This window comes from Idiomarina sp. PL1-037, from assembly GCF_034422975.1.
GTDB lineage: Bacteria > Pseudomonadota > Gammaproteobacteria > Enterobacterales > Alteromonadaceae > Idiomarina.
On the sequence record NZ_CP139873.1, the window covers coordinates 1,618,425 to 1,636,990 of the forward strand.

Genomic DNA, 18,566 nt, shown 5'->3' on the forward strand with positions numbered 1-18,566 from the left:
AGCATTGGTTATAAACAATACGATTGAGATGAAATCGAGCAGGACGTCGATACTGTAGCCGCAACAGTTCGGTACCAGCTTCTAACTACCAGTCTAAATGCTTAAAAGCTGACGTGTTGACTTTTGTAGAAGCACGTCAGTCCCCTCATCCCGTAACTTCTAATGTTATTCATTCATTATTTTTACTGTAAAAAACCGATCTAACTTTAAGAAACCTTCGTAGCGCTCTATACTCTATCAGCAAATTAAGAATAAACGCTTAAATTTAAAGAGTAAAAAAACTTACCTTTATACAGGGGAGAGCAAATGAATAAAAAAGAAGAGGAAGTGCTCCGCGGGGACAAAGACCTCGAGCGCGAGCGCCAGGCTAACGACCCGATGATTCCTGACGGTGAAGTCAATCCAATCAGTACCGATTATCAAGTAGGACAAGACAACGTTGTTATGAAAGTAGGGCCTTTCGGCCTTGATTTTCATAACCGCGTATTTGCTATTTCGGGATTAGCCATTGTTGCCTTTGTCGTCATAACATTAATGTTCCAAAATCAGGCCGAACCCGTATTTACAAGCACCAAAAACTGGCTGACAGCCAACCTTGACTGGTTCTTTATCGGGGCAGCCAATATTTTTGTGCTCCTTTGCTTGTTCTTAATCTTTTCACCATTAGGTAAAGTTCGTTTAGGTGGCACTGAAGCAAGCCCTGACTTTTCTTATCTGGGCTGGTTCTCAATGCTGTTTGCCGCTGGTATGGGTATTGGACTCATGTTTTACGGTGTGTCTGAACCTATTACGCATTTCAGCACGGCATTGGCTGGAACCGAAACCGGGGCTAACGGTCTACGCACTGACTGGGCACCTCTTGGTGGCGCTGGTGGTGATGAGGCTGCGGCAATTAGGCTCGGCATGGCAGCAACCATTTTCCACTGGGCTCTGCACCCCTGGGCAATCTACGCGGTGTTAGCTTTGGGCTTGGCCTTATTTTCATTTAACAAAGGTTTGCCACTAACTATTCGCTCTATTTTTTATCCCATTCTGGGTGAGCGCGTATGGGGCTGGCCAGGTCATGTCATCGATATCATAGCGATACTCGCAACCTTGTTTGGTCTTGCAACCTCGTTGGGGTTAGGCGCGTCTCAGGCTGCAGCCGGACTGAACTTCTTATTCGGCTGGGCTGAGGGTGATACCACCGAGGTTCTGCTCGTTATCGGAATAACCGCTATCGCGTTGATATCAGTTCTTGCGGGTCTGGAAAAGGGTGTGCAGCGACTGTCGCAGGTTAATATGTCGTTGGCAGCTATTTTGATGCTATTCGTCATTATCGTGGGCCCAACGGTCGCAATCCTGACCGGCTTCGCGGAGAACCTCTACAATTACATTGTTAATTTACCAGCTCTATCTAACCCAGTTGGTCGTGAAGACTTAAACTATTCACAAGGCTGGACATCGTTTTATTGGGCTTGGTGGATTGCATGGTCGCCGTTTGTTGGGATGTTTATTGCACGCGTGTCAAGAGGTCGTACAGTACGTGAATTCTTAATCTCGGTACTGCTAATACCTTCTTTGGCCTGTGTATTCTGGATGACGGTATTTGGTACTGCTGCAATAGATCAATTTTTATCAGGAGCTGAAGAAGTTGCAAACGTCGACTTATCACTGCAACTCTTTGTTATGCTCGATGGCCTGCCATGGACAGGAATAACTTCCTTCGTGGGTATTATTCTGGTTATGGTATTTTTCGTTACTTCGTCTGACTCTGGTTCATTGGTTATCGATACCATCAGTGCCGGCGGTAAAGTTGAGGCTCCAGTACCTCAGCGCATATTCTGGTGTACATTCGAAGGCTTAGTAGCAATTGCCCTAATACTTGGCGGTGGCCTCGTTGCCCTGCAAGCAATGGCCGTTTCTGCTGGCTTACCATTTACTCTTGTCCTGTTGGCAGCTTGTTTTGCTGTAGTTCAGGGATTACGTTCCGAACCAAGAGTTGGTAAACCTGCGAAGTAGCGACTCGCGTTACGCCTTTACCCATTTAAAAGCGGCGCTAAAGCGCCGCTTTTGCTATAACAGGTGCAATTATGGAAGCCGAACATCTGGAAATTCTTAATTTTTTACGACGTTTCCCTCCCTTCAATGAACTGCCTGAAGAGGAACTTGTTGAGCTGGCCAAAAGTACTGAAATCAGCTATTTCAAAGCAGGTTCCCAACTGCTTGAATATAATGAGTCAATTTCTAATTTACACGTCGTTAGGCATGGTTCAGTAGAAACCTACAATCGCAACGGTGATCTGTTTAATCGGTTGAGCGAAGGTGGCTTTTTTGGTGAAGCAGGTTTACTGCGTAAAGGTCGTGTTCGCTACCCCGTCAAAGCATTAGAAGATACGCTTATCTACTTTATTCCCGGCAGTTTATTTAATCGCTTGTTCGATGAATATGACAGCTTTGCAGATGCAGTTGAAGTAGAGGGTCACAGGCGCGTAAACCAAGCAGTAAAAGAGCAGGAAAATCGTAATGAATCGCTTTCTGCTACGGTTGATACAATCATTACCCGTGAGCCGGTTTCTATTGATTTAAACGCAAGTATTCACGATGCTGCCGCTAAAATGACAGAAGAAAAAGTGTCATCATTACTTATTCTCGATGAGACACAGCATTTGCCGGTAGGTATTATAACGGATAAAGATCTACGAAAACGCGTCTTAGCTGTAAACCGCTCAAGCACCCACCCTGTTTCCTCTATCATGACCGAAAACCTGACATTTATTCAGTACAATAACCGAGTATTCGAAGCCTTATTAATGATGATGCGGACCAACCTTCATCATTTGCCGGTATTGAAGAAAGGTCAAGTTGTCGGCGTTATCGCTTTATCGGACGTGGCGCAACATGAGTCAAAAAGCACGCTGTTTATTGTGAGCGGTATTTTTAAACAAAACTCTATTGAAGAGCTGGCTGAACTTGCGGAAAGTGTCCGTGCTAGCTTCGTTCGCATGGTTAACGAAGATGCAAACTCGCGCATGATAGGTTCTGCGATGGCCACTATTGGTCGTTCGTTCAAGCAGCGGTTTTTAGAACTTGGTGAAGAAAAATTTGGACCGCCACCAGTCCCCTATTGTTTTCTTGCTCTGGGTTCAATGGCGCGTGACGAGCAAAGTATTGTCACGGATCAGGACAACGCGATGGTTTTACATGACGACTTTGACCCTAAACAGCACGATGCCTACTTTAAAGAGTTGGCCGGCTTTGTGGCCGACGGCTTAAATGCCTGCGGCTATACCTATTGTACTGGCGGCATCATGGCCACCACAGATGCCTGGCGCCAACCGTTAAAAGTGTGGAAAAACTACTTTACCGACTGGATTGAAAATCCGTCACCCGAAAAACTGCTGCATTCCTCCATATTTTTCGATTTGGACGGCGTCTGGGGTCAGCAAAAATTTGCCGATGAGCTCAATTCACTGATACGGAAAAAAGCCAAAGGTAACAAACGGTTTTTAGGCTCTATGGCACGTAATGCGCTAAACCGAACTCCGCCTTTAGGCTTTTTTAAAGATTTCGTCATGGAAAAAGATGGCAAACACCGTGATAGCATCAATACCAAACGCCGCGGCACCGGCCCAGTTGCAGATTTGATCCGTGTTCACGCTTTGGCCATTGGTTCATCACAGCGCAACTCCTTTACTCGCCTGGAAGACATTATTGAGTCACAAATTTTGCCACAAGGTCGCGGGCCAGATTTACGTGATGCTCTGGAACTGATTGCTATGGTGAGAATTCGACATCAGGCGTTAGCCATTTCGGCAGGAGAAGTGCCTGATAATAACGTTGCTCCGGAAGACTTGTCTCATTTTGAGCGTAAAAACCTAAAAGACGCCTTTCAAATTCTAAGTAACGCACAAAAATATTTGCGTTACCGCTACTCGGGAGGCTAAGCGATGCTTTATCTCGCCCCGGAAAACAAACAAAAGCAAAAAAACAGCAAATCTAAGAACATTGACTGGCCTAAACAATTTGAGACCTTAGAGCAGCTCAGCCACTCTCAGGCGCTTAAACGGTATTACAGTCAGGGCATCAGTTCGCCCGATACGCCCATTAATAAAACGCCTATGGTTGCCGTCGATTTTGAAACAACGGGGTTAAATCCTGAACAGGATGGCATCGTGAGCATCGCAGCAATTCCTATGACTACGGAACGAATTTTATTTTCGGAAGCAAAAAGCTGGGTTGTCAAACCCCGGCGCAGTCTTACAGATGAATCTGTCGTTATTCATGGTATTACTCATAGCGAAATTGAGCATGCGCCCGATTTAGAAAGTATAATTGATGAGCTACTGGAGCTTGTCGCCGGAAAAGTCTGGGTTGTGCATTACCACGGCATTGAACGCCCTTTCCTGCAACGAGGGATAAAAGAACGTCTGCATGAAAATATCCAGTTTCCGCTTATTGATACAATGGAAATCGAAGCTCGATTCCACCGTAAGCCATTATCCTTATGGCAAAAACTGCGTGGTAAAAAACCGGAATCCATTCGTTTGGCGGACAGTCGCACCCGCTATAACCTACCCTTTTACCCCCCGCATAATGCGTTAACTGACGCACTGGCGTGCGCGGAACTTTTGCAGGCTCAAATAGCCTATCACTTTAAGCCAGATTCTCCACTCAGTGAGATTTGGCTGCCTTGATCTGCTTGTTGAGCACTGAATACGTGTGAATTTAAGTAAAAAGCCTGGACTCTGGCGCCAATTAATATCACCCTTGTTCTCTTAGTTTCAGGAAAATCGCATAAAAAATTGGTCTTATAAAAAGCAAAAAGGTAACAACAATGAAAATCTGGCTTTCCATTCTTACTCTACTTTTAGGGGCACTAGTGCCTCACAGCTCGATCGCTCAGGATCAAGTGATTAAACCCGCTCCCAGAGTTTCAACTCAGGTACAGGCTGAATTTTTTGCTGCTATAAACAAGCTTTGCGGTAATTCTTATGCAGGTGAGGTAACAGTCGATACACCAAAGTCAGAGGGGTTCGAAGGTGACTTAGTTATGCACGTTCGTAAGTGTGGTGAACAGCGAATAGAAATTCCTTTTCATGTTGGAGACAACCACTCGCGTACCTGGATATTAACGCAAACAGGTTCCGGTATTAGCTTAAAACACGATCACCGTAAACCTGACGGCAACTATGACCCATTAACTATGTATGGCGGGCATACGATTGACAAGGGCTATGCAACCGCACAATCTTTTCCTGTTGATGCCTATTCTAAAGAGTTATTTATTGAACTAGGCGTCCCTCAATCAAATACCAACACCTGGGAAATGTACATTCACGATGAAACCTTTACTTACCGTTTGGTTAGAGAAGGTCGAGAGTTTCGGGTGGATTTTGACTTAACAGAGCCAGTTGAAACACCTGCAACTCCATGGGGATATACAGACTAAGGTCTGCAAAGTTAAAGCTAATTAATATCGCTCCAGTGCGTATTTTTATTACTTTTTTCTTCCTTTTCCATTAGCACCAGAGTTAAGTAAATTTTGGTGGGCAGCGACAGGATAATGCCAACGGCATTCATTGCTGCCCCCAAAATATAACCACGAAAATCAATATCATCGTTGCCGATAGTCACAGCCAGCACAACATGGCCTAATAAAATTAGGGTAATGCCGGTGATCATGGCAGTTTTAAGTAACCTGACTTGCGTGGTTTTTTCCACTTAAAGAACGTCCCCCGGAATGCGCACCTGACCTTCCATTAACACTCGGGCACTACGACTCATAATGGCTTTAATGGCTGTCCATTGACCATTCACCTGTTTGCATTCAGCTCCTACCTGCAAGGTGCCTGACGGATGTCCGAAGTTCACCATCGTACGGTCTTTACCCCCTGCAGCCAGGTTAACTGTGGTGCCAGGAATAGCGGCAGCGGTGCCGATAGCTACCGCAGCAGTGCCCATCATGGCGTGGTGCAATTTCCCCATCGACATAGCCCTTACCAGCAAGTCAACATCGTTGGCTTTAATGCTCTTACCGCTGGATGCGGTGTAGTCTTTTGGCGTTGCCACAAAAGCCACTTTTGGCGTGTGCTGACGGTTAGCCGCTTCAGCAATACAATCAATCAAGCCCATTTTTACCGCACCATAGGCACGAATGGTTTCAAAGCGCTCCAGCGCTTCCGGACTGCCGTTAATGACTTCCTGCAGCTCAGTGCCGTCGTATCCAATTTCTTCCGCATTGAGGAAAATGGTCGGGATGCCCGCATTAATCATCGTGGCTTTTAATGTACCAATGCCCGGGACCTCTAAATCATCAATAAGGTTACCGGTAGGAAACATTGATTCACCGTCGGCAGATGGGTCCATAAACTCCACCGGCACTTCCGCCGCCGGAAAGGTAACACCGTCCAGAATAAAGTCACCGGTCTCCTGCACTTCACCATTAACCATAGGCACTTTATTGACAATGGTTTTGCCAATATTGGCCTGCCAGATGCGAACTTCGCACACACCATTTTCAGGTATACGCTCTGCGTCAACCAAACCGTTAGCAATAGCGAAAGGCCCTACCGCCGAGGATAAATTTCCGCAGTTTCCGCTCCAGTCGACGAACGGCTTATCAATAGACACCTGACCAAAAAGATAATCAACATCGTGCTCTGGTTGAGTGCTTTTCGACACAATCACCGTTTTGCTGGTGCTGGAGGTAGCACCTCCCATGCCGTCGGTGTGCTTAGCATAAGGATCCGGACTGCCGATTACGCGCATTAATATAGCGTCACGCACAGCACCCGGCTGTTGTGCCGGTTCGGGTAAATCCTGCAGACGAAAGAAAACCCCTTTTGAAGTCCCGCCACGCATATAGGTGGCGGGAATTTTGATTTGTGGTTTCTGTTCCATTATTAGAACTCCTTAGCTTGCTTCTGCTTCTAAAAAGTCCTGCGCAAAACGCTGCAGTACACCACCAGCCTCATAAATCGACACTTCTTCTTTAGTGTCTAAGCGACACTGCACCGGTACTTCTTCACTGTCACCATTGGCACGATGAATAACCAATGTCAGTCTTGCACCGGCTTCTGGCGTACCTTTCACATCGAAGGTTTCAGTGCCATCAATACTCAGTGTTTTACGAGTTGTGCCCTCTTCGAATTGCAGCGGCAGTACGCCCATACCAATCAGGTTGGTACGGTGGATGCGTTCAAAGCCTTCAGCAACAATGACTTCAACACCCGCTAAGCGCACACCTTTTGCCGCCCAGTCGCGTGACGAGCCTTGACCATAGTCGGCACCGGCCACAATAATCAACGGCTGTTTATTTTCCATATAGTGTTCAATGGCTTCCCACATGCGCACGGTTTTCCCTTCAGGTTCAATGCGTGCCAGCGAGCCCTGAATCACCTTACCGTCCTCGCCCTTCACCATTTCATTAAACAGTTTCGGGTTCGCAAAGGTCGCGCGTTGCGCTGTTAAATGGTCACCACGGTGTGTTGCGTAAGAGTTAAAGTCCTCTTCCGGTACGCCCATTTTCGCCAGGTATTCACCCGCCGCACTGTCGGCCATAATGGCGTTTGACGGCGACAAATGGTCGGTGGTGATGTTGTCGCCTAACACTGCTAACGGACGCATACCCTTCATGGTACGTTCTGCCGCTAATGCGCCTTCCCAGTAAGGTGGACGACGAATATAAGTGGTTTGTGGACGCCAGTCATACAGCGGATTGTTTTTCTCACCATAATCAACCGACAGGTCAAACATAGGATCATACACCTTACGGAATTGCTCAGGTTTAACGCTTTGTTTCACAATGGCATCAATTTCTTCGTCGCTTGGCCAAATGTCTTTCAACGTTACCGGGTTACCGTCAGGGTCAATGCCCAGAACGTCTTTCTCAATATCAAAGCGAATGGTACCCGCTATGGCGTAGGCTACGACCAATGGTGGAGACGCCAAAAACGCCTGCTTAGCATAGGGGTGAATACGCCCGTCAAAGTTACGGTTACCGGATAACACCGCTGTGGAGAACAAGTCACGGTCGATGATTTCCTGCTGTATTTTCGGGTCTAACGAACCACTCATGCCGTTACAGGTAGTACAGGCAAACGCCACCACGCCAAAGCCTAAATCTTCCAGTTCAGGCAACAGCTCAGCTTCTTCCAGATACATTTTGACCGTTTTTGAACCCGGAGCCAGCGATGATTTTACCCACGGCTTACGGATTAACCCCAGTTTGTTCGCGTTTCGGGCAATGAGACCAGCCGCAATCATATTGCGCGGGTTACTGGTATTGGTACAGCTGGTAATAGCCGCAATAATCACAGCACCGTCAGGCATTTTGCCCTCTTCCGGGTTTTCGATATGCTTAGCTACACCACGCTCAGACAGTTCCGATGCCGGTAACAGCGAATGCGGGTTCGATGGCCCGGCCAGGTTACGCTTAACTTTTGATAAATCGAATTTAAGCACCCGCCCATATTCGGCAGACTTCAGGCTATCAGCCCACAATCCCGTCTCTTTGGCAAAGTGTTCAACCAACTCTACCTGGTCATCGTCACGACCGGTCAGCTTTAAGTAATCAATGGTTTGATCATCAATATAGAACATGGCCGCAGTCGCGCCGTATTCCGGGGTCATATTTGAGATGGTGGCACGGTCGCCTACCGTTAAGGCTTCTGCACCTTCACCGTAAAACTCCAGATAGGCTCCAACAACACGCTCTTTACGCAAGAATTCGGTCATTTCCAACACTAAGTCTGTACTGGTGATACCCGGTTGCAGCTTACCGCTAAGCTCAACACCTACAATGTCAGGCAAACGCATATAAGATGCACGCCCCAACATAACGCTTTCCGCTTCGAGGCCGCCAACACCTACAGAGATAACACCTAAGGCATCAACCATTGGCGTATGGCTGTCAGTACCCACACAGGTATCCACAAAAGCAACATTGTCGCGAACCTGCACGACCGGTGACATTTTCTCCAGATTGATCTGGTGCATAATGCCGTTGCCCGGAGGAATCACATCAACGTTTTTAAACGCGGTTTTGGTCCAGTTAATAAAGTGAAACCGATCGTCGTTACGACGGTCTTCAATAGCCCGGTTCTTCTCGAAAGCGTCTTTATCAAAGCCTGCGTGCTCAACTGCTAGTGAGTGGTCAACAATCAACTGAGTTGGAACCACAGGGTTCACTTTGGCGGGGTCCCCACCTTTTTCTGCAATGGCGTCACGCAATCCGGCTAAATCCACTAAGGCTGTCTGACCTAAAATATCATGACAGACAACGCGTGCCGGAAACCATGGGAAATCGTGTTCTTTTTTGCGGTAAATCAACTGTTCTAACGATTGCGTCAGAATATCCGCCGGGCAGCGACGGACTAGGTTTTCAGCTAATACACGGGAAGTATAAGGCAGGCGCGCATAGGCCCCTGGTTCAATCGCATCTACCGCGGCTTGAGTATCAAAGTACTCGAGCGTAGTACCAGCGAGTTTTTTACGGTATGAAGTCATGAGTTACCACTTATCGTCATCGTTAAACGAAAAAAGGAGCAGTAGATGACTGCTCCTGTACTATTTATCAGTCAAAGAACAGATTAACGCTCTTCTAAAGCCGGAACTTTACGCGGCTCTGGGCCAGTATAATCGGCACTTGGGCGGATAATACGGTTGTTTGCACGCTGCTCTTTCACATGAGCGGTCCAGCCGGTAACACGCGACATGACAAAGATTGGTGTAAACAATTTGGTTGGAATACCCATGTAGTGATAAGCCGATGCATGGAAGAAGTCAGCATTCGGGAACAGTTTCTTCTCGTCCCACATGACTTTCTCACAACGTACAGACACATCATATAAGCGACTGTCGCCCACTTCTTCGGACAATTTCTTAGACCAGGCTTTAATGACATCGTTACGCGGATCAAAGTCACGGTAAATCGCATGACCAAAGCCCATGATTTTCTCTTTGCGCTCCAGCATGCCTTTCAACTTCTGCTCTGCATCGTCAGCGTCTTTCATGCCTTCAATCAGCTCCATTGCCGCTTCGTTTGCACCACCATGAAGTGGGCCACGTAATGAGCCAATGGCACCGGTCACACAAGAGTGAATGTCAGATAAGGTTGAAGCACAAACACGAGCCGTAAAGGTTGATGCGTTAAACTCATGCTCAGCATACAGAATTAATGACGTATTCATTACCGCAGCATGCAGCTCAGAAGGCGCTTTGTCGTGTAACAAGCGCAGGAAGTGTGCACCAATAGACTCTTCTTCAGAATCGGTATCAATACGAACACCGTCATGAGTAAAACGATACCAATACAATACGATACCCGGGAAAGTCGCCAGCAGACGTTCGATGTGATCGTCAGCTTCATCAAAGCTTTCTTCTGTTTCCAGGTTGCCCAGCATAGAACAACCAGTACGCATAACATCCATTGGATGTGCTGATTTTGGAATACGCTCAAGTACGTCTTTAACTTCCTGAGGTAAAGTACGCAGTGACTTCAAACGCTTTTTGTAATCAGTTAGCTGCTGCTTATTCGGTAACTCACCTTTAGCTAAAAGGTAAGCCACTTCTTCAAAACTGACTTTTTCCGCCAATTCAGAAATGTCATAGCCACGGTAGGTTAAACCTGAGCCACTTTTACCAACGGTACATAATGCCGTTTCGCCGGCTGACTGTCCGCGCAAACCTGCGCCGCTTAGTTTCTTCTCTGCCATAATGTTGTTCCCTTCTTGATTTCTTGTATTTGATATCTGCCGTAGCCTGATGTGCACATCAGGTGGGATATTAAACCTGAGATAAATGTCGGGCTACGTTGTCTAATCTCACCTGACATAAATGTCAGTCTACTTTTTAAATAACTGGTCTAATTTTTCTTCAAAATCGTGATAATTCAAAAAGTCGTACAGCTCTGCGCGAGTCTGCATATTATCAACCACGGCTTTCTGGTCACCGTTCTCTAAAATACTATTGTAGACGTTCAGTGCGGCTTTGTTCATTGCCCGGAAAGCACTTAAAGGGTAAAGAACAATTTCCACCCCAACGTCAGCTAATTCTTGTTTATTAAACAGTGGCGTTGCGCCAAATTCAGTGATATTTGCCAGAACCGGCACGTTCAGAGCTTCGCTGAAGGCTTTATACTGGTCAAGTGTATGGACAGCTTCTGCAAAAATGGCGTCAGCGCCGGCATCAACGCAAGCCTGAGCACGTTCAATGGCGGCTTCCAGTCCTTGTTGTTGCAGTGCGTCGGTACGCGCCATAATCAAAAACTGGTCATCAATGCGCGCATCAACTGCGGCTTTAACGCGGTCAACCATTTCTTCCTGAGTCACAATTTCTTTGTTTGGACGGTGTCCGCAGCGTTTTTGAGCCACCTGGTCTTCAATATGCATTCCGGCAGCACCGGCACGTGTCATTTCTTTAACCGTACGGGAAATATTGAATGCCCCGCCCCAGCCAGTATCAGCATCAACTAACAGAGGTAAATCGGTTGCCGCAGTAATACGACGAATGTCTTCACAAACATCATTCAACGATGTCATGCCTAAGTCAGGCAAGCCAAAAGACGCATTCGCCACACCGGCACCAGACAGGTACAGCGCTTTGTGCCCAACTTTTTCTGCCATCATTGCGGTGTAGGCGTTAATGGTGCCAACAATCTGTAAAGGATTTTCGTCGGCAATTGCTTGGCGCAACTTAGCACCCGGGCTTGTCATATAAGTCATGATGTTTCCTTTTCTGTTTGTAACCGTAATTCAATATTCTTACGAGATGCGCCTATATGACGGCGCATTAGCAGATCGGCCAATTCACCATCGCGGTTAGCAATAGCATTAATAATGGCTTTATGTTCATCGAAGGCGCGCGAAACTCTCGGACCATTCATACCCATCTGCACTCGATACATACGGACAAGATAGTAGAGTTCGTCGCAAAGCATATTAATTAAATACTGATTTTTACTGCCGAGTATAATGCGATAATGGAAGTCGAGATCGCCGGCTTCCTGATAGTAACTTTCACCTTCACGAACCCGTTGAGTTTCCAGATGCTTATCTAAAAGCTGTCTTAACTCGTCTATTTCATTATCAGGCATTTGCTCTGCCGCTAAACGACAGGCCAAGCCTTCAAGCTCTTCCCGAATTTGATATAACGAAATTAATCCTTCCATAGACAAGGTAACCACTCTGGCACCAGCATTGGGTATTCGTTCAATAAGATGGCAGCGTTCGAGCCGGGCTAAAGCCTCACGCAATGGCGCTCTGCTGACATTGAAACGTCGGGCAAGCTCCGGTTCGCTAATTTTGCACCCCGCAGCAATATCTCCTTCGACAATAGCGCGTTGTATTTCAAACAAAACGCGGTCTGATGAAGTAATGGCGGAACGCTCTAAAGGACTGACTATTCGCATTAATTGTCGACAGTAATTGTTAATTCAGATATTTTCCATGAAAAACACCATGTTTGCAAGGCAAATCAAATTAGATTGTCGACAATCTAAAATCTATTGTTTTTATCACTAATACCTTTCAATATAGCAGCTATCACTTTATCAGGACTACAGAGACCGACATGTTCGAATAAATTAGCATGCCAAAAGCCATAAACCAGTGGCATTTCGCGAGGGCATACCAGAGGATAAACACCCCAAAAATTGAGTATTTCATCGTTTTCGGTTTTATTTCACGGCGGTCGCTAGTAAAGTAACGCCACTTTTTTTGACTTAGACCAAAGTCGAACAGGACCAAAGTTTCAATAACTAAACGGATAATAACAATGGATCCAACAAAAATAGTCGACAAAGACGCAAGTTTTTTCGGACAACCAGGGGGCTTACAAACCCTGTTTTTTACCGAAATGTGGGAGCGCATGAGTTACTACGGTATGCGCGCATTGCTGGTTCTTTTTATGACCGCAAGCTTACAAGAAGGCGGTATAGCATTCACCGTCGCCTCTGCAACAGCCATCTACGGTTTGTACACCGGTGCCGTATACTTTATGGGTCTACCTGGCGGTTGGATAGCTGACCGATTATTAGGCGGACAGCGCGCCACCTGGTACGGCGGCATCATTATTATGCTTGGCCACATTGTATTGGCCATACCGAGTAAGGCTGGTTTCTTTGTTGGTATGATTTTGGTGGTACTTGGCACAGGTTTATTGAAACCAAACATTACCGCCATGGTCGGCCAGCTATATGCCTCTGACGATGACCGTCGCGACGGTGGTTATACCCTTTATTATATGGGCATTAACATCGGTTCTATCATCGGTTACATCGTTACCGGTTACCTTATGGAAAATGCCGGTTACCATTGGGGCTTCGGCGCAGCCGCTATTGGTATGGCATTTGGCCTTATTCAGTACAAACTGACTAAACCTAAACTTGGCAACGTTGGAGCAAAACCGCCTAAACCTCTTGGTCCCAAAGCGGCAAAGCGCACCTGGGGAGTTATTTGGCTCTTATTGGCTGGTTTAGCGGTTTTCACGTATTTAGCATTGACTGACTACGTTGCCATAGACCCAACTCTAGTAGCTGGTAATGTCGCTGTTATTTTCACTATTATCTTTTTTGTGTATTACCTATCAATATTCATTTTTGGTAAGTTGACCAAAGATGAAATGAAGCGACTCGGCGCCTTATTTCTGGTCTGTATTGCCTCAACCATGTTCTGGGCAGGCTTTGAACAAGCAGGTTCTTCATTCAACTTGTTTGCGCGAGACTTAACCGATCGTATGGTTGGCGACTTTCAAATTCCAACCACTTGGTTCCAATCGCTGAACTCTTTCTTTTTGGTTGCCTTGTCACCCTTCTTCGCAGCACTTTGGATAAACCTCAGCAAGCGCATGATTAACCCATCCTATGGCTTCAAAAGTGCGATTGGCCTTATCATTATGGCGACTGGTTTCATTGTCATGTTCTTTGCATCACAAGCAGCGGCAAGTGGCATGAAAGTGGCTCCATACTGGTTAGTCGCGGTCTACTTTATCCATACTGTAGGTGAGCTCTGTTTAAGCCCGGTAGCATTGAGTGCGGTCAGTAAATTATCGCCCAAGCGTATGGCTGGACAGTTAATGGGAGTTTTCGTTCTGACTTATGCCATGGGTAACGTCATTGCTGGTCTTCTGGCGGGTGGTCTTGACCCGGAAAACCCACAGGCGATGCCAGAACTTTACTGGACTATCTTCGTATTCGGTGTGAGCGTCGGTGCGGTTGTATTCGTATTGGCTCTGTTTACCCGTAAATGGGAAAAGCTGGCGCCGGACGATGGTGAAGACGAGCACCCTGGTGCGGTCATCGATGCCAATGAGCCAGTAGGCAAACCATAATTCACTTCTTTGTGAAAAACTGCTAGAAAGGGGCCTTCGGGTCCCTTTTTTATTATCGGTAGCACTTATGCTAAAAAAACTTATTTTATTAGCCAGCCTAACTTACGGTACTGTTTTTTCCGCCAGCCTACTTGCAGAAAATATAAATCCCCTGCCCCTTAAGCAACGCGCAGAGATCGTTGATGAGCTGCTTCAGCAACGTGTGCAGAAACTGCTTCCGGAGTTAATGCAACAGACCGGCATTGATATGTGGGTACTAATAAGTCGCGAATATAACGAGGATCCTGTAATTAAAACATTCCTCCCCAGCGACTGGTTATCTGCCAGACGAAGAACCATTTTAGTTATCCATAACCCGGGCAATGGTGAAAATCTGGAAACCTTAGCAATAGCCCGTTACAACGTTGGTGAGGTGTTTAAAAGTACCTGGAATCCAGAGCAACAGCCTAATCAATGGCAACGTCTGACGGAAGTTATTACAGAGCGTAGCCCAGATTCTATTGCAATTAATCAGTCGAAAGATTTCGCTCAGGCCGACGGCATTACAGCAACGGATAAAGAACTTTTTGTGGCCGCTTTAACCGATAATCTAAAAAATAAAATTGTGAGCGCTGAACCGCTAGCCGTTTCCTGGCTTGAAAAGCGAATAGAAGCAGAGCTGCCCTATTATCGTAATGCCGTTAAGCTTGCTCATCAAATTATCGCTGAGGGATTTTCAAGCAAAGTGGTTTCAGTTGGTGAAACCACCACAGAAGATCTTCAGTGGTGGTTCCGTGAACGTGCTGCACAAGAAAATCTGCCAGTTTGGTTCCATCCTTCAGTGAGTGTGCAGCGCATCGATGATCCTCAACCAGGCAACCCTCGTTCGACCGGCGTTACCATACAACCCGGCGATTTACTGCACGTAGACTTTGGCATTACCTACCTGCGTTTAAACACCGATACTCAACAACATGCTTATGTTTTAAAAGAAGGCGAGTCAGACGCACCTGATGCACTAAAACAAGCGTTAGCAAACGCTAATAAACTACAGGATATTCTGACAGAACAGTTTGAAGAGACACGTACAGGCAATGACATTTTGCTTGCGGCATTGGAAGAGGCCAGAAGCGAGGGTCTGGAGCCTATGATTTATACCCATCCTATAGGTTATTACGGCCATGGATCAGGGCCTACCATTGGCATGTGGGATAAACAGCACGCTATACCAGGCGGTGGCGAATACCCGCTATTTTCCAATACGGCTTATTCTATAGAACTTAATAACAAAACCACATTCGAGGATAAAGCCATCACCATCATGCTGGAAGAGGATGCATTTTTTGATGGTGATGGTGTTAGTTACTTAAACGGCAGACAGCAGTCCTTTCATCTTATCGACTAGGCTTTTCTGAAACATAAACAGTAATATGCCCGGCGGCTACAACCGTGCCGTCGCTGCGCTTGGCTTCTACCGATATGAGCTGATCGCCCGGTTGCCAGGTGGACTCTGAGCTAGATGCTTCTATGGTCACATCGCTGTCTGTTTTCGCCAGATACTGCACATTCATGCCTTTCGGTAGCCAGCGAAGATGTTTTGGAATCGAAGCTTCGGCTAATGCTCCCATCGCCATTTCCATACCGTTGCAAACAGCAATAGCGTGTACCGTACCAATATGGTTCTGTACCGCCTTTCGCTTCTTAAACGTCAGTTGACAAAAGTTCGGCCTTAACTCAGTAATAAGCGGCTTAATTGTTTTAAAGTAAGGCGCTTTTCGGGCAAACATTGCCGAAAAAATCTTACGCCCAAAAGGTAGCTTTAAGCAGCGTTCGTACAAATTAATAAGGTAGTTGCCAGTTGCCAAAATCGTTACTCCAGACCTGTGTTAATGAAAACCTTGTTTCAGAATGTACTAATGTACAGACAAAAAATACAGATATAAAAAAAGCAGGCCGAAGCCTGCTTCTTAAGTTTCTAGCTTACTACAAATTATAAGCTGCCAAGTGTTTCATTTAATACTGAACATGGACGCATTGCTGCTGATACCTTATCGGTATTTGGCTGGTAGTAACCACCAATGTCCACTTTAACGCCCTGAATTTCATTCAGTTCATTGATAATCGCCTGCTCGTTGCCAGACAGTTTGTCAAACAGCTTACTGAAGCGTTCTTTCAGTTCTGCATCATCGTTCTGGTTAGCCAGTGCTTCTGCCCAGTACATTGCCAGGTAGAAATGTGAGCCACGGTTATCAATTTCACCCACTTTACGTGACGGTGATTTGTTTTCTTCCAGGAACTTAGCTGTTGCCACATCTAAGCTGTCAGCCAGTACTAGCGCACGCTTGTTATCAAAAGTACGGCTTAAGTGCTCAAGAGACGCTGCTAACGCCAAAAACTCACCTAAAGAGTCCCAACGTAAGTGGTTTTCTTCAACAAACTGCTGTACGTGTTTAGGCGCTGAACCGCCAGCACCCGTTTCAAACAAACCACCGCCATTCATTAACGGAACAATTGACAGCATTTTCGCTGAGGTGCCCAGTTCCAGAATTGGGAACAAGTCGGTCAGGTAGTCACGCAATACGTTACCGGTAACAGAAATGGTGTCTTTGCCTTCTTTCACACGCTGTAGCGTATGGCGAGTCGCTTCAACCGGCGCCATGATCTGAATGTCCAGACCATCGGTATCGTGCTCTTTTAAGTACTCTTCCACTTTCTTAATTAACTGAGCATCGTGTGCACGGTTGCTGTCCAGCCAGAATATTGCCGGCATACCACTTAAGCGTGAACGGTTCACCGCCAGCTTAACCCAGTCGCGAATCGGTGCGTCTTTCACCTGACACATGCGCCAGATATCACCTTCTTCCACGTTGTGTTCGAAAACGACATCACCAGCTTTATTGAAAACTTTCACCACGCCGTCGGCGGGAATTTCAAAGGTTTTATCGTGCGAGCCATACTCTTCTGCTTTTTGCGCCATTAAGCCAACATTAGGTACTGTACCCATAGTTGCAGGGTCAAAGGCACCGTTTTCACGACAGAAATCGATGGTTTCCTGATAAACACCAGCATAGCTGCGATCTGGAATCATTGCTTTTGCGTCTTGCTGGCTATCGTTCGTATCCCACATTTTACCAGAATCACGGATCATCGCCGGCATAGATGCGTCGATGATAATGTCACTTGGAACGTGCAGGTTAGTGATGCCTTTATGCGAGTTGACCATAGCCAGTTCAGGCTGCTTCGCATAAACCGCGTTCATGTCTGCTTCAATGGCATCGCGTTGCTCGGCAGTCAGCTTATCCAGCTTGCCGTAAAGGTCACCAATACCGTTGCTTGGGTCAAAGTCAATTTCTTTCATTACATCGGCGTGTTTTTCTAAAACATCTTTATAGAAAACACGTACCGCGTGACCAAACATAATTGGATCAGAAACTTTCATCATAGTGGCTTTCAAGTGCAATGACAGCAATACGCCCTGCTCTTTTGCCGCTACCGTTTCTTTTTCAAAGAAAGCCTGTAGCTTCTTCTTGCTCATAGTCGCCGCATCAACCACTTCACCAGCCAGTACTGGCACTGATTCTTTCAGTACTTTTTGCTCACCATTACTTTCAAAAACAATCTTGAAAGTATCATCGCTGGCTGACGTCACAGACTTTTCGCTACCGTAGAAGTCACCTTCGTTCATGTGAGCAACGTGTGATTTAGAATTTTTAGACCACTCGCCCATACGATGCGGATGCTTCTTCGCATAGTTTTTTACAGCGCTTGGTGCGCGACGGTCAGAGTTACCTTCACGTAATACCGGGTTAACCGCACTGCCTTTCACTTTGTCGTAACGTGAACGAACGTCTTTCTCTTCATCGGTTTGCGGGTCAAACGGGTAGTCCGGCAGTTTGTAGCCCTGGTTTTGCAATTCTTTGATGCAGGCTGTCATCTGCGGAATAGACGCGCTGATGTTTGGCAACTTAATAATATTGGCTTCTGCGGTTTTCGCCATTTCGCCCAGTTCAGCTAAAGCATCTGACTGACGTTGTTCTTCGGTCAGGTACTCCGGAAACTGCGAAATAATACGACCAGCCAAAGAAATATCACGAGTCTCAACTGAAACACCTGCAGCTTTAGTAAATGCTTCAATAAAAGGCAGAAACGAGTACGTTGCAAGACGTGGTGCCTCGTCCGTTTCAGTATAAATAATCTTTGCTTTATCAGTCGACATAGTCATTCCTATTTATTGGACCAAAGTAAAAATTGCTTCATTTACTTACATAGTTTTGTGG

At 46.3% G+C, this 18,566-nt stretch carries 14 protein-coding genes; 6 read left to right on the forward strand and 8 right to left on the reverse strand.

Annotated elements, in window-relative coordinates; all coding sequences use genetic code 11:
- Nucleotides 1-306: 306 nt before the first annotated feature.
- From U0358_RS07565 to U0358_RS07580, 4 genes are all read left to right on the forward strand, one after another.
- Nucleotides 307-2,001, forward strand: coding sequence for a BCCT family transporter (locus tag U0358_RS07565; RefSeq protein ID WP_411161926.1), 1,695 nt, complete (start codon nucleotides 307-309; stop codon nucleotides 1,999-2,001).
- A gap of 71 nt (nucleotides 2,002-2,072) precedes the next feature.
- Nucleotides 2,073-3,926: a DUF294 nucleotidyltransferase-like domain-containing protein gene (locus U0358_RS07570; protein ID WP_322405830.1), complete on the forward strand. Its 1,854-nt coding sequence runs from the start codon at nucleotides 2,073-2,075 to the stop codon at nucleotides 3,924-3,926.
- Between the two features lie 3 nt (nucleotides 3,927-3,929).
- Entirely contained in the window at nucleotides 3,930-4,676 is a 747-nt protein-coding gene (locus U0358_RS07575; protein WP_317497046.1) for a 3'-5' exonuclease, read from the forward strand.
- Nucleotides 4,677-4,816: 140 nt separating this feature from the next.
- The gene (locus U0358_RS07580; protein ID WP_322405832.1) at nucleotides 4,817-5,431 is read left to right on the forward strand and encodes a hypothetical protein; all 615 of its coding nucleotides are present in this window, start codon (nucleotides 4,817-4,819) and stop codon (nucleotides 5,429-5,431) included.
- Between the two features lie 17 nt (nucleotides 5,432-5,448).
- On the opposite strand, the gene U0358_RS07585 is transcribed toward U0358_RS07580, so the two are convergent.
- The 6 genes from U0358_RS07585 to U0358_RS07610 all read right to left on the reverse strand — a co-directional run bounded on the left by U0358_RS07585 (nucleotide 5,449) and on the right by U0358_RS07610 (nucleotide 12,391).
- Nucleotides 5,449-5,703: a hypothetical protein gene (locus U0358_RS07585; protein WP_317497048.1), complete on the reverse strand. Its 255-nt coding sequence runs from the start codon at nucleotides 5,701-5,703 to the stop codon at nucleotides 5,449-5,451.
- On the reverse strand, nucleotides 5,704-6,882 hold the full coding sequence (gene prpF, locus U0358_RS07590) for a 2-methylaconitate cis-trans isomerase PrpF (protein ID WP_322405833.1): 1,179 nt from the start codon (nucleotides 6,880-6,882) through the stop codon (nucleotides 5,704-5,706).
- Between the two features lie 12 nt (nucleotides 6,883-6,894).
- Nucleotides 6,895-9,489 carry a Fe/S-dependent 2-methylisocitrate dehydratase AcnD gene (gene acnD / locus U0358_RS07595; protein ID WP_322405835.1) on the reverse strand — a complete coding sequence of 865 codons (2,595 nt, stop codon included), beginning with the start codon at nucleotides 9,487-9,489 and terminating at the stop codon, nucleotides 6,895-6,897.
- An 83-nt stretch (nucleotides 9,490-9,572) separates the two neighbouring features.
- Nucleotides 9,573-10,697, reverse strand: a complete 1,125-nt coding sequence (prpC, locus tag U0358_RS07600; RefSeq protein ID WP_317497051.1) for a bifunctional 2-methylcitrate synthase/citrate synthase — start codon at nucleotides 10,695-10,697, stop codon at nucleotides 9,573-9,575.
- Nucleotides 10,698-10,826: 129 nt separating this feature from the next.
- On the reverse strand, nucleotides 10,827-11,705 hold the full coding sequence (gene prpB / locus U0358_RS07605; RefSeq protein ID WP_322405837.1) for a methylisocitrate lyase: 879 nt from the start codon (nucleotides 11,703-11,705) through the stop codon (nucleotides 10,827-10,829).
- Complete coding sequence (locus U0358_RS07610; RefSeq protein WP_322405838.1) at nucleotides 11,702-12,391, reverse strand: GntR family transcriptional regulator; 690 nt, start codon at nucleotides 12,389-12,391, stop codon at nucleotides 11,702-11,704. Before U0358_RS07610 ends, prpB begins: the two co-directional genes overlap by 4 nt.
- A 365-nt stretch (nucleotides 12,392-12,756) precedes the next feature.
- On the opposite strand from U0358_RS07610, the gene U0358_RS07615 reads away from it, so the two are divergent.
- Both U0358_RS07615 and U0358_RS07620 read left to right on the forward strand, forming a co-directional pair.
- The gene (locus U0358_RS07615) at nucleotides 12,757-14,310 is read left to right on the forward strand and encodes a peptide MFS transporter (protein ID WP_322405840.1); all 1,554 of its coding nucleotides are present in this window, start codon (nucleotides 12,757-12,759) and stop codon (nucleotides 14,308-14,310) included.
- A gap of 67 nt (nucleotides 14,311-14,377) precedes the next feature.
- Nucleotides 14,378-15,694 carry a M24 family metallopeptidase gene (locus U0358_RS07620; protein ID WP_322405842.1) on the forward strand — a complete coding sequence of 439 codons (1,317 nt, stop codon included), beginning with the start codon at nucleotides 14,378-14,380 and terminating at the stop codon, nucleotides 15,692-15,694.
- Here the strand turns inward: U0358_RS07620 and U0358_RS07625 are convergent.
- Nucleotides 15,684-16,154, reverse strand: a complete 471-nt coding sequence (locus U0358_RS07625) for a hotdog fold domain-containing protein (protein ID WP_317497056.1) — start codon at nucleotides 16,152-16,154, stop codon at nucleotides 15,684-15,686. The two genes, U0358_RS07620 and U0358_RS07625, sit on opposite strands and share 11 nt — an antisense overlap.
- Nucleotides 16,155-16,279: 125 nt before the next feature.
- A complete protein-coding gene (locus tag U0358_RS07630) occupies nucleotides 16,280-18,505 on the reverse strand; it encodes an NADP-dependent isocitrate dehydrogenase (protein ID WP_322405845.1) in 2,226 nt (741 codons plus the stop codon).
- Nucleotides 18,506-18,566: the final 61 nt, after the last annotated feature.

Coding starts and splice junctions, on each gene's coding strand:
- U0358_RS07575 (WP_317497046.1), top strand. CDS start 3,930: ATGCTTTATCTCGCCCCGGAAAACAAACAAAAGCAAAAAAACAGCAAA.
- U0358_RS07570 (WP_322405830.1), top strand. CDS start 2,073: ATGGAAGCCGAACATCTGGAAATTCTTAATTTTTTACGACGTTTCCCT.
- U0358_RS07620 (WP_322405842.1), top strand. CDS start 14,378: ATGCTAAAAAAACTTATTTTATTAGCCAGCCTAACTTACGGTACTGTT.
- U0358_RS07630 (WP_322405845.1), bottom strand. CDS start 18,505: ATGTCGACTGATAAAGCAAAGATTATTTATACTGAAACGGACGAGGCA.
- U0358_RS07580 (WP_322405832.1), top strand. CDS start 4,817: ATGAAAATCTGGCTTTCCATTCTTACTCTACTTTTAGGGGCACTAGTG.
- acnD (WP_322405835.1), bottom strand. CDS start 9,489: ATGACTTCATACCGTAAAAAACTCGCTGGTACTACGCTCGAGTACTTT.
- U0358_RS07610 (WP_322405838.1), bottom strand. CDS start 12,391: ATGCGAATAGTCAGTCCTTTAGAGCGTTCCGCCATTACTTCATCAGAC.
- prpB (WP_322405837.1), bottom strand. CDS start 11,705: ATGACTTATATGACAAGCCCGGGTGCTAAGTTGCGCCAAGCAATTGCC.
- prpF (WP_322405833.1), bottom strand. CDS start 6,882: ATGGAACAGAAACCACAAATCAAAATTCCCGCCACCTATATGCGTGGC.
- U0358_RS07615 (WP_322405840.1), top strand. CDS start 12,757: ATGGATCCAACAAAAATAGTCGACAAAGACGCAAGTTTTTTCGGACAA.
- prpC (WP_317497051.1), bottom strand. CDS start 10,697: ATGGCAGAGAAGAAACTAAGCGGCGCAGGTTTGCGCGGACAGTCAGCC.
- U0358_RS07565 (WP_411161926.1), top strand. CDS start 307: ATGAATAAAAAAGAAGAGGAAGTGCTCCGCGGGGACAAAGACCTCGAG.